This window comes from Actinoallomurus bryophytorum (assembly GCF_006716425.1).
Lineage (GTDB): Bacteria > Actinomycetota > Actinomycetes > Streptosporangiales > Streptosporangiaceae > Actinoallomurus > Actinoallomurus bryophytorum.
Genome location: NZ_VFOZ01000001.1, coordinates 558,180 through 573,443 on the forward strand (window position 1 = coordinate 558,180; position 15,264 = coordinate 573,443).

General features: G+C 70.6%; 14 protein-coding genes. 3 read left to right on the top strand and 11 right to left on the bottom strand.

Going from position 1 to position 15,264, the window contains the following annotated elements; genetic code table 11:
* The first annotated feature begins 3 nt into the window (after positions 1-3).
* Genes FB559_RS02645 through FB559_RS02655 form a run of 3 tightly spaced genes read left to right on the top strand, consistent with a single transcriptional unit; the run spans position 4 to position 2,740 of the window.
* Entirely contained in the window at positions 4-1,482 is a 1,479-nt protein-coding gene (locus tag FB559_RS02645) for a glycoside hydrolase family 3 protein (protein ID WP_141952859.1), read from the top strand.
* Between the two features lie 7 nt (positions 1,483-1,489).
* Entirely contained in the window at positions 1,490-1,957 is a 468-nt protein-coding gene (locus tag FB559_RS02650; RefSeq protein WP_141952861.1) for an RrF2 family transcriptional regulator, read from the top strand.
* A 3-nt stretch (positions 1,958-1,960) separates the two neighbouring features.
* Positions 1,961-2,740 carry an Fpg/Nei family DNA glycosylase gene (locus tag FB559_RS02655; protein ID WP_141952863.1) on the top strand — a complete coding sequence of 260 codons (780 nt, stop codon included), beginning with the start codon at positions 1,961-1,963 and terminating at the stop codon, positions 2,738-2,740.
* A gap of 3 nt (positions 2,741-2,743) precedes the next feature.
* On the opposite strand, the gene FB559_RS02660 is transcribed toward FB559_RS02655, so the two are convergent.
* The 11 genes from FB559_RS02660 to FB559_RS02710 form a co-directional block, all read right to left on the bottom strand.
* Positions 2,744-3,211 carry a Dps family protein gene (locus FB559_RS02660; RefSeq protein ID WP_141952865.1) on the bottom strand — a complete coding sequence of 156 codons (468 nt, stop codon included), beginning with the start codon at positions 3,209-3,211 and terminating at the stop codon, positions 2,744-2,746.
* Positions 3,212-3,383: 172 nt separating this feature from the next.
* The gene (locus FB559_RS02665; protein ID WP_141952867.1) at positions 3,384-3,752 is read right to left on the bottom strand and encodes a helix-turn-helix domain-containing protein; all 369 of its coding nucleotides are present in this window, start codon (positions 3,750-3,752) and stop codon (positions 3,384-3,386) included.
* A gap of 112 nt (positions 3,753-3,864) precedes the next feature.
* Positions 3,865-5,145, bottom strand: coding sequence for a CinA family nicotinamide mononucleotide deamidase-related protein (locus tag FB559_RS02670; RefSeq protein ID WP_221639868.1), 1,281 nt, complete (start codon positions 5,143-5,145; stop codon positions 3,865-3,867).
* Positions 5,111-5,734, bottom strand: coding sequence for a CDP-diacylglycerol--glycerol-3-phosphate 3-phosphatidyltransferase (gene pgsA / locus FB559_RS02675; RefSeq protein ID WP_141952869.1), 624 nt, complete (start codon positions 5,732-5,734; stop codon positions 5,111-5,113). Before pgsA ends, FB559_RS02670 begins: the two co-directional genes overlap by 35 nt.
* Complete coding sequence (rimO, locus tag FB559_RS02680) at positions 5,731-7,152, bottom strand: 30S ribosomal protein S12 methylthiotransferase RimO (RefSeq protein ID WP_141952871.1); 1,422 nt, start codon at positions 7,150-7,152, stop codon at positions 5,731-5,733. Before rimO ends, pgsA begins: the two co-directional genes overlap by 4 nt.
* Before the next feature lie 106 nt (positions 7,153-7,258).
* Entirely contained in the window at positions 7,259-8,062 is an 804-nt protein-coding gene (locus FB559_RS02685) for a helix-turn-helix domain-containing protein (protein ID WP_246121317.1), read from the bottom strand.
* A 348-nt stretch (positions 8,063-8,410) separates the two neighbouring features.
* Complete coding sequence (locus FB559_RS02690; protein WP_141952873.1) at positions 8,411-10,987, bottom strand: FtsK/SpoIIIE family DNA translocase; 2,577 nt, start codon at positions 10,985-10,987, stop codon at positions 8,411-8,413.
* Positions 10,988-11,082: 95 nt separating this feature from the next.
* The gene (locus FB559_RS02695) at positions 11,083-12,762 is read right to left on the bottom strand and encodes a ribonuclease J (protein WP_141952875.1); all 1,680 of its coding nucleotides are present in this window, start codon (positions 12,760-12,762) and stop codon (positions 11,083-11,085) included.
* 120 nt (positions 12,763-12,882) lie between these two features.
* Entirely contained in the window at positions 12,883-13,821 is a 939-nt protein-coding gene (gene dapA, locus FB559_RS02700) for a 4-hydroxy-tetrahydrodipicolinate synthase (RefSeq protein ID WP_141952878.1), read from the bottom strand.
* A gap of 608 nt (positions 13,822-14,429) precedes the next feature.
* On the bottom strand, positions 14,430-14,627 hold the full coding sequence (locus FB559_RS02705; protein ID WP_141952880.1) for a hypothetical protein: 198 nt from the start codon (positions 14,625-14,627) through the stop codon (positions 14,430-14,432).
* Between the two features lie 376 nt (positions 14,628-15,003).
* On the bottom strand, positions 15,004-15,222 hold the full coding sequence (locus tag FB559_RS02710; protein ID WP_141952883.1) for a hypothetical protein: 219 nt from the start codon (positions 15,220-15,222) through the stop codon (positions 15,004-15,006).
* Positions 15,223-15,264 lie beyond the last annotated feature (42 nt).

Here is a 15,264-nt window from a genome sequence, read left to right on the forward strand (position 1 = left end):
CCGATGAGCGACCCCTCTCTCGAACGGCTCGTCAACGCCACTCTGCTCGTGCCCTTCCCGGGCGCCGCCGCGCCCCGCTGGGTCTTGGAGGGCCTCGAGCGGGGCGTGAGCGGCGTCACCCTCTTCGCGATCAACGGCAACGTCCCGAGCGCGGGCGGGCTCACCGCTCTCACCGCCGGGCTGCGCGCGACGTCCGAAGCGCTCGTCTCCATCGACGAGGAGGGCGGCGACGTGACGCGGCTGGCGCACGAGACGGGCAGCCCCTACCCGGGCAGCGCCGCGCTCGGCGCCCTCGACGACACCGCAACCACGTGGCGGGTCCACCGCTCGCTCGGCGCGGAGCTGCGCGGCGCGGGCGTGAACCTGGACTTCGCGCCCTCGGCCGACGTGAACACCGCCGACGACAATCCGATCATCGGCACCCGGGCGTTCGGGTCCGACCCCGAGCTGGTCGCGCGGCACATCACCGCGGCCGTGTCCGGCCTGCAGGAGGCCGGCGTCGCCGCCTGCGCGAAGCACTTTCCCGGCCACGGCGCGACCTCGCAGGACTCCCACCTGGAGGTCCCGTCGATCGACGCGGACCTGCCCCTGCTCGAACGCCGCGAGATGGTGCCGTTCCGCGCCGCCATCGAGGCCGGGGTCCAGTCGATCATGACGGCCCACATCCGCGTGCCGGCGCTCACGGGCGCAACGCCGGCCACACTGTCACCGGCCGCGATCACCGGGCTGCTGCGGGGCACGCTCGGGTACGACGGGGTCGTCGTCACCGACGCCCTCGACATGCGTGCGGCGAGTGGCGCGATGGGCATTCCGGAGGCGGCCGTACGGGCACTCGCCGCCGGCGCCGACCTGCTCTGCCTCGGCTCGAAGGAGTACGAGGACAGCGTGCGCGCCATCCGCGAGCAGATCATGGCCGCGGTACGCGAGGGACGGCTGTCCGCCGAGCGCCTGGAGGAGTCGGCGGCACGCATCGCCGCCCTCAAGGCGTGGCTCGCCGTGCCGAGGACGGCCGAGGTCGACCGCGCGGTCGGGCTGGAGGCCGCGCGCCGCGCGATCCGGGTCACCGGCTCGCTGTCGGTCGCCGCTCCGGTGATCGTGGAGCTGCAGGCGCCGTCCAACATCGCGGTCGGCCCGGTGCCGTGGGGCTTCGGGCCGTGGGCGCCGGACGCCGTGCCGGTCGACGCCGAGACGGCCGACCCGGACGAACTCCTCGCCCGTGCCACCGGGAGACCCCTGGTCGTCGTCGTACGGGACGCGCACCGCTACGCCGGGCACCGGGCTCTGGTGACCACGTTGCTGTCCGCACGTCCCGACGCCGTACTCGTCGAGATGGGACTTCCGGTGTGGCGTCCCGAGACCGCCGCGTACGTCGCCACATACGGTGCGACACGCGCGAACGCGCGTGCGGCGGCCGAGCTTCTCGGGCTGGTGGGAGAAGAAACGGAGGCGGGTGGCACGATCACGTCGTCCGAGGCGGGATAATCGACCTATGAGATTGTCCGCACGGGTCGATTACGCGCTTCGCGCAGCCGCCGAGCTGGCCGTCGGCGGCGAGCGCCCCGTAACGGCGATCCAGCTCGCCGAGGCACAGCAGATCCCGCCGAAGTTCCTGGAGAACATCCTCAGCCAGCTGCGCCGTTCGGGACTGATCCGCAGCCAGCGGGGCCCTGAGGGCGGTTACTGGCTGGCCCGCCCGGCGTCGGAGATCTTCCTGGCCGACGTCATCCGGGCCATCGACGGGCCTCTCGTCGGCGTACGCGGCGAGCGGCCGGAGGACCTCGGCTACGAAGGCCCCGCCAAGGCGTTGCAGCTGGTGTGGATCGCACTGCGCGCGAACGAGAGGCTCATCCTCGAACAGGTGAGCCTCGCCGACGTCGCGTCGGGCGACCTGCCCACCGCCGTGCACGCGCTGACGAAGGACCCGGCCGCCTGGGACTCCCCCGCCTTCCGCCCGTGACCGATGCCGGAGGGTGACGTCGTCTGGGCGGCCGCGCGCCGCCTCCACGACGCGCTCGCCGGGCGCGAGCTGACCCGCAGCGACTTCCGGGTGCCGCGACTCGCCACCACCGACCTCACCGGACGTGCCGTGGGCGAGGTCGTCTCTCGCGGAAAACACCTCTTGACCCGGGTCGACGGTGATCTGACCGTCCACACCCATCTGCGCATGGACGGCAGCTGGCGGATCCGGCCCGCCGCCGCGCCGGTGCCACGCGACCACCGCGTACGGCTCGTGCTGGCCAACGCCGAGTGGCAGGCGGCCGGCTACTCTCTCGGCGTCGTGGAGCTGGTCCGCACCTCACAGGAGGACCGGGTCGTCGGCCGGCTGGGGCCGGACCTGCTCGGCCCGGACTGGGACGCGGCCGAGGCCGTACGCCGCCTGCTCGAAACGCCGGAGCGTGCCATCGGGGAGGCGCTGCTCGACCAGACCAGGCTCGCCGGAATCGGCAACCTCTACAAGGCCGAGACGCTCTTTCTGCGCGGCGTCGACCCGTGGCGCCCGGTCGGCGACGTGGCCGACCTGGACGGCCTCGTCGAACTCGCGCGCCGGCTCCTCGACGCCAACAAGGAGGGCGTCGACCAGAGCACGACGGGCACCCGGCGGCACGGCGAGACGACCTGGGTCTACGGGCGGCGCACCTGCCGGCGTTGTGGCGGTCCGGTCAGGCGCGCCGAGCAGGGCGGGCCGGCGCAGGAACGCGTCACCTTCTGGTGCCCGGCCTGCCAGCCCGCCCGATCCTGATGATCAGCGCTGTACGGCGAACATCCAGTGCTGTTCGTCCAGGTCCTGGGCCGCAGCGATCAGGATGTCCTGGCTCACCAGATCCGTGTCATCGGTGGTCTCGATGCGGTCGCGGAAGCGTTTGCCCATCTCCCCGAGCGTGTCGGTGATGGCGGCGATCACCTTGTCGTCGGGCAGGGACCCGCTCTCCAGCGGGTGCAGCTTGGTGTTCTCGGCGATCGTGCGCGCCCGGCCGTCCGGGTTCACGCCGATCGCGACGGCCCTCTCGGCCACCGTGTCGGCATGCTTGCGCGCCAGGTCGACGACCTCGTCGAGCTGAAGGTGGATCGAGCGGAAGTTGCGGCCGGTGAGGTTCCAGTGCGCCTGCTTGGCCGACAGGTGCAGGTCGATCAGGTCGACCAGCGCCTCCTGCAGCACGGCGCCGGTGACCCTGCGCGCCTCATCGGTGAGCGAGCTCTTGACCGTCGTCATGGCCAGATCTCCTTTCGCGGATGATTGCATCGCTACTGGCGGAACTTCCCTCCGCTCCCGTGGGATAAGCGTGATCGGCCTTACGTAAAGAAACCGTATGGTCACGAAAACGCAGAATGCCCCGCCCGCAGGGGCAGGGCATTCGCGAGTGCCGTGGGTGAGGACCTGATCCTCAGGCCGCCACCATGTCGGCGCGAAGTGCGCTCTCGATCGTCTCCGGAGTCGCCGGGATGCTCTCCGCCGAGATTCGCTCGGCGTCGATGCGCTCGTGCTCCGGCGCACCCGCCATCACCGGCTCCTGCTGCAGCTCGGCCAGCGCCAACTGGTCGGAGACGTCACGCAGGACGTGTGAGAGGGGGACACCGAGGGCTTTGCAGATCGACGCGAGCAGCTCGGAGGAGGCCTCTTTCTGTCCGCGTTCGACCTCGGACAGATAACCGAGAGACACCCTTGCGGCCGCCGAGACCTCCCGGAGGGTACGGCCTTGGCGCAGCCGCAGCTGCCGGAGTACGTCGCCGAGCAGCTGACGAAGCAGGACCATGTCTCGCTCCCTCCGATGAGTCCTGACCCTTCTTGTGGTTCCACCGTACCTGTCTTGACGAGGCAGGTGGCAGACCGAAGCTTTCGTGTTCGCTTCCGACGTAACGCTGTAATCACCCTGGTTCTTCCCGATCTTCCGCCCAGCCGGGCCACGGATCGGTCGCCTGAAGATCGAGCAGGACACGCCGCAGCAGGTCAAGGGCGTGCACGGCGGTCATCTGCCGGATCCCGGCGCGGGCGCGGGCCCCGTCGGCGGCCACCGGAAGGCCCGGCGACCGTGTCCAAACGTCTCCGCCGGAATCGGCCACCGCGACATGAACCGTGCCCACCGGATGCCCGTCCTGCGGTTCCGGACCGGCCACCCCGGTCACCGCGAGGCCGTACGAGGCGCCCAGACGCTCCCTGACGCCCCGCGCCATGGCGGCGGCCACTTCGGGGTGTACGGCGCCATGGGCGGCCAGGAGATCCTCGGGCACGCCGAGGAGAGAGTGCTTCAGCGGCGTGGCGTAGGCGATCACGCCGCCGGCGAACGTCGCGGACGAGCCGGGCATCGCGGTCAGCTCCGCGCCGAGCAGCCCGCCGGTGAGGGACTCGGCCACGGCCACGGTCGCGCCGCGCTCGGCCAGCAGGCCGTGCACGACCCGGTCGAGCGTCACCTCGCCGTCGCCGTACAGCGCTGAGCCGAGCAGGTCGCGCGCCGCCGCCTCGGCCTCGGCCAGCCGGTCCGTGCCCTCCGCCTCGATCCGTACGCGCACCTCGCCGGCGGAGGCGTAGTAGGCGAGCTTGACCCCCGCCATCGCCTCGACCGGCGCCAGCCGGTCGGCGACCACCGACTCCCAGACCGTGGCGGTGCGCAGGACGGCGGCGGACACCGTCTCGCCGCCGAGCTCGGCCAGGATGGACTCTTCGGTGATGGCACGCATCTCCGAGGGCACGCCCGGCAGGGCGTACACCACGCCGTCCGGCAGCGCCAGCCGCAGCCCGGGTGCGCTGCCCGCCGGGTTGGGCAGCAGCGTCGCCCCTCCGGGCACGTCGGCCATGCGCAGCGCGTCCGGGCGCAGCGGGACGCGGCGGGCGGCGGCGCGCTCGCGAAGGTTCCGCTCCACGTCCGGATCCCGGTGGAGCGTGACCCCCGCCGCGAGGGCGATGGCCTCACGGGTCATGTCATCGGAGGTGGGCCCGAGCCCGCCCGTCATGATGACCGCGTCGGCGCGCGTCAGGGCGTCGTGCACGGCCCCGGAGATGACCTCGAGGTCGTCGGGGACGACCGCGCTGCGCGTGACCTCGGCACCGGCCTCGGTCAGCCGCCGCCCCAGCCAGGTGGCGTTTCCGTTGGCGGTGTCGCCGCGCAGCAGCTCATCACCGACCGTCAGCAGTTCGACCCGCACGGCCATCGACCCACAGCCTCCATGCCTTGAGTACGTAGTCCAGTCCGGTGACGACCGTGACGATCACGGCCGCGCCCATGGTCACCCAGCGCAGGAGGTCGATCGGGCCCGGCATCACGTAGAACCCGATGGCGAACACCTGGAGCATGGTCTTGAGCTTGCCGCCCCGGCTCGCCGCGATCACGCCGTACCGGATGACGACGAACCTCAGCAGGGTGATCCCGATCTCGCGGACCAGGATCACGATCGTGACCCACCACCAAAGATCGCCCAGCAGCGACAGGCCCACCAGGGCGGAGCCGGTCAGCGCCTTGTCGGCGATCGGATCGGCGATCTTGCCGAAGTCGGTGACGAGGTTGCGGCTGCGGGCGAGCTGTCCGTCGACGCGGTCCGTGAAGGAGGCCACGCCGAACACCACCAGCGCCGCGATCCGCCACCACGTGCCGTCGGTGAACAGCAGCCAGAGGAAGAACGGCACGAGCAGGAGGCGTACGACGGTCAGCACGTTGGCGATGTTGAGCAGACCGGCCTGCGGGACGGCGGGCGTCGCGATCGGGTCGCTCCCGGCCGGGAGCGACCCGTCGCCGGCGGTCACCGCTCGTCCACGACGGCGAGAAGGTCGACCCCCATCGCCTCGACGACTTGGGCTCGGACGAACGCGCCGACCGGCGCGTCGCCCTTGAGGGTCACGATGCCGTCGATCTCGGGCGCCTGGTGGGCCGCGCGGCCCTCCCCCGGCTCCTCCACGAGGACCTCGACCGTCGAGCCGAGGCGTTCTTCGGCGCGCTGCGCGGTGAGCTCCTCGGCGAGCACGGACAGGTCGGCGACGCGGGCGGCCACCTCGTCGTCGTCCAGCTTGCCGTCGAAGCCGGCCGCCTCCGTGCCCTCCTCGTCGGAGTAGCCGAACACGCCGATCACGTCGAGCCTCGCCGCGGTGAGGAATCCGGCCAGCTCCTCGACGTCCTCCTCGGTCTCGCCGGGGAAGCCGACGATGAAGTTGGAGCGTACGCCGGCCTCCGGCGCGAGGGCGCGGACCTGCTCCAGCAGGCCCAGGAAGCGCTCGGTGTCGCCGAACCTGCGCATCCGCCGCAGCAGCGAGCCGCTGGCGTGCTGGAAGGACAGGTCGAAGTAGGGCGCCACGCCGGGTGTGCCGGCGATCGCCTCGATCAGTCCGGGGCGCAGCTCGGCCGGCTGCAGGTAGCTCACGCGTACGCGCTCGATGCCCTCCACGGCGGCGAGCTCGGGCAGCAGGGTCTCCAGGAGCCGCAGGTCGCCCAGGTCCTTGCCGTAGGAGGTGGAGTTCTCGCTGACGAGGACGACCTCGCGTACGCCCTGGCCGGCCAGCCAGCGCGCCTCGTCCAGCACCTCGGTCGGGCGCCGGGAGACGTACGCGCCGCGGAACGCGGGGATCGCGCAGAACGTGCAGCGCCGGTCGCAGCCGGAGGCGAGCTTGAGCGGCGCGGCCGGGCCGCCGCCGAGACGGCGGCGCAGCACGCGCGGGCCGGACGCCGGGGCGAGACCCTCGGGAAGGTCGGGCGCGCCGTGCCCGGGGACGTGCACATGGGAGTCCGACCGCTCGGCCGGGCTCAGGGGCAGGAGCTTCCTGCGGTCCTGGGGGGCGTGCGACCGGTGCGGGCGGCCGGCCACGACGTCCTCGAGCCGGTCGCCGATGGAGGCGTAGTCGTCGAAGCCCAGGACCGCGTCGGCCTCGGGCAGCGAGGCGGCCAGCTCCGCGCCGTACCGCTCGGCGAGGCAGCCGGCCGCGACGACCTTCGCCCCGGAGTCGGACGCGGCCAGGAGCGTGTCGATCGAGTCCTTCTTGGCGGCGTCGATGAAGCCGCAGGTGTTGACGAGGACGACCGAGGCGTCGCCGGAGTCGTCCAGCGTCCACCCCGCGTTCTCGAGCCGTGCCGCGAGCTCTTCGGAGTCGACCTCGTTGCGCGCGCAGCCAAGGGTGACAAGTGAGACGGAACGGCGGTCCGCCGATTTCGCGGAGTGGTCGGCGGTGCTCACGCGAGGCGCTCCCCTCTCGCCGGGCACGCGGGGAAGGCGAGCACGGGCTCAGTACGGCGGGTGGACATGCCCCATACGGTACTGGCCCCGGTGAGGTGAGCGGCGGTCAGCCTTTGAGCGGGTCCCGCGGACCGTAGCTGAGCCGGATCACCTGGCCGGTCTCACCAGGTGAACCCATGTCCTTGCCGTTGACCGTCACGCGTACGCCGCCGCCGTTGCCGATGAGCAGCCGGATGCGCTTCTTGGACTTCCACTGCTCGGTCTGGCCGGCGCGGATGATGCCGGTGAACAGCTGCTTGCCCTTGGCGTCGCGCACGTTGAGCCAGCTCGCGCGCCTGGCCTTGACCTTGACGGTGACGTCCTTGCGCGGCATCGGCACCACGACGGCGCTCTGCGAGGGGCGGGTCGCGGGTTTGGCCGAGGCGGGCGCGGCGGCCCGTTTGGCCGCGTGGTGCTCGTCGTGGCCGACGGCGACCCGGACGATGCCGTAGATCGCGACCAGGACGAGCGCGACGACCATGGCCGCACTCCAGTTCGGCGCCCGTCTCTCACGGAAACGCACGGGGGTCTCCGGTTCGAACGCCTGCCGTGCCGGGATCGCCTGCGGTGATCCACCGTGCGCCTCGTCGTACTCGCCGATGAGCGGTTCCGGGTCGAGCCCGGCGACGCGCGCGATGCTGCGGATGTGCCCGCGCGTGTAGAAGTTTCCGCCGCACAGCGTGTAGTCGTCGCGTTCGATGGCCTTGATCACGGTCTCGCGGATCCTGGTCCGGTCGGCCACCTGCGTGACGGTCAGGCCCGCCTCCTGGCGGGCCTTCGCAAGGGTGCCACCGATGGTCAAGGTGTCTCCTTCGTCGGCACCACGACCAGAGGTGCTGTGCGTGAGGGTCCCCTCGCCGCGCTCGGTCACGGCACCTCCTTCGTCGGAGCCCGTGACCAAGGTGCTGTGCTTATCGGTTCCCTCGCCGCGCTCGGACACGGCACCTCCTTCGTCGGAGCCCGTGACCAAGGTGCTGTGCTTATCGGTTCCCTCGCTGCGCTCGGACACGGCACCTCCTTCGTCGGAGCCCGTGACCAAGGTGCTGTGCTTATCGGTTCCCTCGCTGCGCTCGGTCACGACGCCTCCTGAGAACCTCATGGCGTTGTTCACGTGCGACGTCGCCCGGCTCGTCCTTCACTCCCGGGCTGAGTCTATGAAGGCCGACCGCGAGAAGCGACGTGCAACGCTGTATATGTCAGCTACCCAAGATCTCCGCCGCTACTCGCCGCGCAGCGATGCCAGCACTCCCGGCAGATCGTCGGGTTTGACCAACACATCACGTGCCTTCGACCCTTCGCTGGGACCGACGATGGAACGGCTCTCCAGAAGGTCCATGAGACGGCCCGCCTTGGCGAATCCGACGCGGAGTTTCCGCTGGAGCATCGAGGTCGACCCGAACTGCGTCGAGACGATCAGCTCGGTCGCCTGGACGAGCAGGTCCAGGTCGTCGCCGATGTCCTCGTCGATGTCCTTCTTGCGCTGCTCGGCGGCGGCGACGTCCTCGCGGTAGTCCGGCTCGGCCTGCTTCTTGCAGTGCTCGACGACGTCGTGGATCTCTTTTTCCGACACGAAGGCGTTCTGCAGCCGCATCGGCTTGCTCGCGCCCATCGGCAGGAAGAGCGCGTCACCCTGGCCGACCAGCTTTTCCGCGCCCGGCTGGTCGAGGATCACGCGGCTGTCGGCGAGGCTGGAGGTGGCGAACGCCAGGCGGGACGGGACGTTGGCCTTGATCAGGCCGGTCACGACGTCGACGCTCGGGCGCTGGGTGGCGAGCACGAGGTGGATGCCGGCGGCACGGGCGAGCTGGGTGATGCGGACGATGGAGTCCTCGACGTCGCGGGGGGCGACCATCATCAGGTCGGCCAGCTCGTCCACGATCACGAGCAGGTAGGGGTACGGCCGGTAGACCCGCTCGCTGCCGGGCGGGGCGGTGAGCTTGCCCGCCACCACCCCCTTGTTGAAGTCGTCGATGTGCCGGTAGCCGGAGGCCGCCAGGTCGTCGTAGCGCCGGTCCATCTCCCCCACGACCCACTGCAGCGCCTCCGCCGCCTTCTTGGGGTTGGTGATGATCGGCGTGATGAGGTGCGGGACGCCGGCGTAGGAGGTCAGCTCGACGCGCTTGGGGTCGACCAGGACCATGCGTACCTCGTCCGGCGTGGACCGCATGAGGATCGAGGTGATGAGCCCGTTGATGCAGGTGGACTTGCCGGCGCCGGTGGCACCCGCGATGAGCATGTGCGGCATCTTCGCGAGGTTGGCCACGACCGTACGGCCCTCGACGTCCTTGCCGAGGCCGACGATCATCGGGTGGTGGTCGTTGACCGCGACCGGCGACCGCAGCGTGTCGCCGAGGCTGACGATGTCCTTGTCGGTGTTGGGGATCTCGACGCCGATCGCGGCCTTGCCGGGGATCGGCGAGATGATCCGCACGTCCGCGCTCTTGACCGCCAAGGCGATGTTCTTGGTCAGCGCGGTGATCCGCTCGACCTTGACCGCGGGGCCGAGCTCGATCTCGTACCGGGTGATCGTCGGCCCCCGGGTGAAGCCGGTGACCTGGGCGTCGACGCCGAACTGGTCCAGCACCTCCGACAGGGCGTTCACGACGATGTCGTTGGCCTTGGTGCGCGGCTTGACGATCGAACCGGGCTTGAGCTTGCCGACCGGCGGAAGGGTGTAGTCACCGCCCGCTCCCGAGGCCGACAGCGTCAGCTGCTCCGTGCTCTTCGGCGGAGGCGTGGGGTCCGGCAGCGCCGGCTCGACCGGCTCGAAGATGTCGGGCGGCTCCGGCGGCGACAGGAGCTCGTCGACGAGGCTGTGGTCCTCGACCTCCCGCGTCACGTCGTCCGGGGCGGCCATCACCGGGGTGTCGTAGGGCTTCTTGTGCTCGCCCAGCTCCAGGTCGCTCTTGCGCTTCTTCTTCGCCGGGCGGTCGCTCTCCTCGCTCTCCTCCGGCCCGCCCTCCGGCATGATCGGGTCGCGCAGCATGAGCCGGTCGCGGAGCGCGACGAGGCGCTCGGGCACCTGGTGAACGGGTGTGGCGGTGACGACGAGCAGGCCGAAGCCGGCCACCAGCAGCAGGAGCGGCACCGCGACCCAGGCGGTCAGCGTGCTCGTCAGCGGCGCCGACAGCAGCCAGCCGATGAGTCCGCCGGAGGACTGGAGTGCGTGCTCGCCCGCGTTGGGGTACGGCGTGCCGTGCGCGATGTGGACGACACCGAGGATGCCGCCGACTAGCGCGCCGCAGCCGATGGTGATGCGGCCGCCCTCGCTGTTGTGTTCGGGATGGCGCAGGAGCCGCCACGCCAGCAGCGCGAACATCAGCGGCAGCAGCCCGGCGAGTGAGCCGAAGCCGTCGCGTACGGCCCGGCCGAAGTATTTGATCAGACCGGACTCCGGCGACCACCATGTCGCGGCGGCGAGCACGATGGCCAGGCCGAGGTTGGCCAGGCCGAGCCCGTCGCGGCGGTGTTCGACGTCGAGGTCGCGTGCGCTCTGGCCGAACCTTCGCACCAGGCCGCCCAGGGCCTGCGCGGCGACCACCCACACCCCGCCGACGATGCGATAGATGCCGATGATCAGCTGGGCGATCGGATCCGGCCGTTTGGGACGGTTCTTGGCCGGCCGCCGGGCGGCGGCCGACCGTCCCTGGGCGGGTTTGCGAGCCGCCGGTTTGCGGGCGGCCGTGGTGCGGGACGCGGGCTTGCGGCGCGCCGCCGGCTTGCCGCTCCCACCGGTCCGTCCGCCACCACGCGCGCCGGAGGAGCCTTTGGCGCCCCCTGGCGTACGTGTGGCCATGATGGTGAGACTAACGGCTATGCCCGATGGGTTCCCTTCTGCGCGGACGGCGTGTCGCACCCCCGATCGGGGACGCGACTCCGCCGATCCGTGCTTCAGAGCTCGACGATCACCGGGACGATCATCGGCCGGCGGCCGAAGGACTCATTGACCCAGCGCCCCGCCGTGCGGCGTACGACCTGGCGGAGCTGGTGCACATCGTTGATCCCGTCGGCGGCCGCCGCCTCCAGGACCTCCTCCAGACGCGGGATGACGGCGTCGAAGCTCTCGATGCCCGCCCCTCGCGCGTGGATCTCCGGGCCGCCGAGCAGCTTGCCGGTGGAGGAGTCGATGGCGATGACCACGGACACGAACCCCTCGTCGCCGAGGATGCGCCGGTCCTTGAGCGAGGTCTCGGTGATCTCGCCGACCGAGAGCCCGTCCACGTACACGTATCCCGCGCGGACCGCGCCGACGATCGAGGCCTGTCCGTCGACGAGGTCGACCACGACCCCGTCCTCGGCGATCACGATGTTGTCCTCGGGCACCCCGGTGAGCGCGGCCAGGCGTGCGTGCGCGCTGAGATGGCGCCACTCGCCGTGGATCGGCATGAAGTTGCCCGGCCGGGTCATGTTCAGGACGTAGAGCAGCTCACCGGCCGGCGCGTGGCCGGAGACGTGCACGAGCGCGTTGCCCTTGTGCACGACCTTCGCGCCCCAGCGGGTCAGCCCGTTGATCACGCGGTTGACGGCGTTCTCGTTGCCCGGGATGAGCGACGAGGCGAGGATCACCGTGTCGCCCTGCTCGATGCGGATCTGGTGGTCACGGCCCGCCATCCGCGAAAGGGCGGACATCGGCTCGCCCTGCGAGCCGGTGCAGACCAGCACGACCTTCTCCGCGGGCAGGTCGTCGATCTCCTTCTGCTCGACGAGGATCCCGGCGGGGACGCGCAGATAGCCCAGGTCGCGGGCGACGCCCATGTTGCGGACCATCGACCGGCCGACGAAGCAGACCTTGCGCCCGCTCACGTGCGCGGCGTCGAGCACCTGCTGGACACGGTGCACGTGCGAGGCGAAGCAGGCGACGATGGCGCGCTTCTTCGCGATCCGCAGCACGTCGCTCAGCACGATGCCGATATCGCGCTCGCTGGTGACGAACCCAGGGACCTCGGCGTTGGTGGAGTCCGACATCAGCAGGTCGATGCCCTCGGCGCCGAGCCGGGCGAACCCGCCCAGGTCGGTGAGGCGGTTGTCCAGCGGCAGCTGGTCCATCTTGAAGTCGCCGGTGGCCAGCACGAGACCGGCGGGCGTGCGGATGGCGACCGCGAGCGCGTCCGGGATCGAGTGGTTGACCGCGAGGAACTCGCACTCGAAAGGACCGAACGTCCGCGTCTCGCCCTCGCGTACCTGCACGGTGATCGGCTTGATCCGGTGCTCGGTGAGCTTGGCCTCGATCAGCGCCAGCGTCAGCCGTGAACCGATCAGCGGGATGTCGGGCCGCTCACGGAGGAGGTAGGGCACCCCACCGATGTGGTCTTCGTGCCCATGGGTCAACACGATGCCCTCGACGTCGTCGAGGCGCTCTCGTATGTAGTCGAAGTCCGGCAGGATCAGGTCCACGCCGGGCTGTTCGGACTCGGGGAAGAGCACCCCGCAGTCCACGATCAGCAGCCGCCCCTCGAACTCGAAGACCGTCATGTTGCGGCCGATCTCGCCCAAGCCGCCGAGCGGCACGATGCGCAGGCCGCCCGCGGGCAGCCGGGGCGGCGAGCCCAGGTCAGGATGTGGATGACTCATCGTTCACCCCGCCCCTCTTCGAGGCGTACGGGGGCATGCTCATGCGCGTCTGTCACGCGCCCTCCTAGCTTCTTCAGCGGCTCGCCTCTCCGACGATGCCGTGTCGTGCCTTCGGTCCTCTCACGGACCCTCCAAGATCTTGACGCCGCCGGCGATGAGGTCCTCCCTCAGCGCGGCGGTGAACTCCGGCGTCGCGTCCACCAGCGGGGGCCGTACGGCCCCACCCGGCTGGCCGACGAGCGACAGCGCGGCCTTCGCAGCGATCACACCCTGCGTCCGGGTCATGATCGCAGTGATCACGGGCACCAGGCGACGGTGAATCCGCCGCGCGCGCTCGGTGTCCCCGGCGAGGAATGCGTCGATCATGTCGTGCAGGTCGGCGCCGACCACGTGTCCGACCACGCTGACGAACCCGGCCGCGCCCACCGAGAGCCAGGGCAGGTTGAGGGCGTCGTCGCCGGAGTAGAACACCAGGTCGGTCTCCGCCATCACCTTGGACGCCGCGAACAGGTCGCCCTTGGCGTCCTTGACCGCGATGATCCGGGGGTGCGCGGCGAGGCGCAGCAGCGTCTCGGTCGCGATCGGCGTGCCGGTACGGCCGGGGATGTCATAGAGCATCACCGGGAGCCCGGTCGCGTCGGCCACGGTCTCGAAGTGGCGCGCGAGACCCTCCTGCGGTGGCTTGTTGTAGTACGGGGTGACCACGAGCAGCCCGTCGGCTCCCGCGCTCTCCGCCTGGCGCGCCAGCTTCAGGGTGTGCACGGTGTTGTTGGTACCCACACCCGCGACGATGGTCGCGCGGTCGCCCACCGCGTCGACGACGGTCCGGAGCAGGCGCTCGTCCTCGGTGTCGGTCGTCGTGGGGGACTCACCGGTCGTGCCGCTGACGACGAGGCCGTCGTTGCGCTGCTGGTCGACGAGGTACGTCGCGAGACGCGCCGCGCCGTCGTAGTCGACGGCGCCGTCGGCCGTCATCGGAGTGACCATCGCGGTGAGCATCCGGCCGAAGGGCGCCGCGTCGTCGCGCTCCTGCGGCTCAGGGATCGTGCTGGGTGCCATGTTCCGAACTTACCGGGCATCGCCCCCGGTGGGGACCCGCGGGCACCCTCGTGTCGTCTTCTTGCCGCCTCTGAACTCGCGGAATGACGAAGACGCCGCCAGAACACGCTCGGGGGTACATGTTCTGACGGCGTCTTCTGATCAATCGTCTGCCACAAATCCGGCGTTACCGGTGAACCTTGGCGGGCTTTCGCGCGTTAAAGAGAGTGGGATGAGGTTCCGCCGGGGTCTGGCGGGGCTGGCGGAGCCTCTCCCGGCGGAGGATGCGCGCCTCGGTCGCCGGGGTCTGGGGCTCTCTCGCGCCGATCACCCACCCGATCGGCGCACCCGCGGCCGAGGCGCGCGCATCCTTCACCCGGACCGCCCTGGGGCGTCTTGGCGGGAGCTTTTCTCCCGCGTGACCAGCACGTTCTCGATGCGCCGCCATCCCAGGCGGCATCGCCGGGCCGTTCTTCACCGGCTCGCGCGTCAGGTCACCATCACTGAGCGCGCCTTCACTCGTTCGCCCGGCCGCGCATGCTCTGGCTCATCCGCTCGCCTGCGCGGCCGCGCACATTCCTGTTCTGTTCGGCCCAGCTAGCCGGGCGGGTGCATTCTCATGGGGGAACTCAGCCTTCGTGCCCGGTCGCGAGGTGCTCGTCGAGCCGCGACTTGAGATCCTCCGGACTCAGCGCGCGGAAGAACTCGTTTCCGCGCACCGCCCACCAGTGACCCGAACCACCCAGTCCGAACCTCCAGCCGGAATAACCGGCCGCGAGTTCCTGGAGCCGGCCGTCAGACCGGTCGACGATGTGCCTCATGCTCATGCTCTCCGAACCTCCCTACACCGCCATCCGCCACGACCAGCGCGGCGGGTCCCCGGATTACTTCCCCCAGACATGAGGGTTTGATCGCGTGAAAACGCCCTGCGACGCCTACGTGATCTTGTACGCGGGCAAGACGATGGCATGACGAGCCAAAGTCCAGGCAATTCGCCGACGATGTAACTAAATCGTGACAAGTACTTGTCCCTGCGCGCTTGACAGCCGCTGACACGTCTGCCGCAACCCTCGCTGCAAGTTCCACCGCGAGCCTCGGCGCAGGGTGTCATGAGGCCGTCGGTGAGCAACCCGTTTCCTTGCAGGTCAGCGCGTGGTTCGGCGCGACGGAGGCGAGCCCGGGGGTCGCTTCCCGCGAACGGCGTCAGTGGCGGCCGTGGTGAGGTGAGCCGGTGATGGTCGTGTAGGTCGTCACCGGCTCACCGGTGACGTCGCGCAGTGCCTGCAGACGGAGCTCGAGCAGGACCGAGCCCAGCGCCCAGATGACCGCGTACAAGATCACCACGGCGACGCATCGGCGCAGCAGCGCGTGGGGGTACTCGGGCGGCCTTCGCCGCGGAGGCCAGTCCGGCCCGTAGTCCATGAAGGGGCCCGCCGCACCGGCCCGACGCCGGCGGATCAGGCG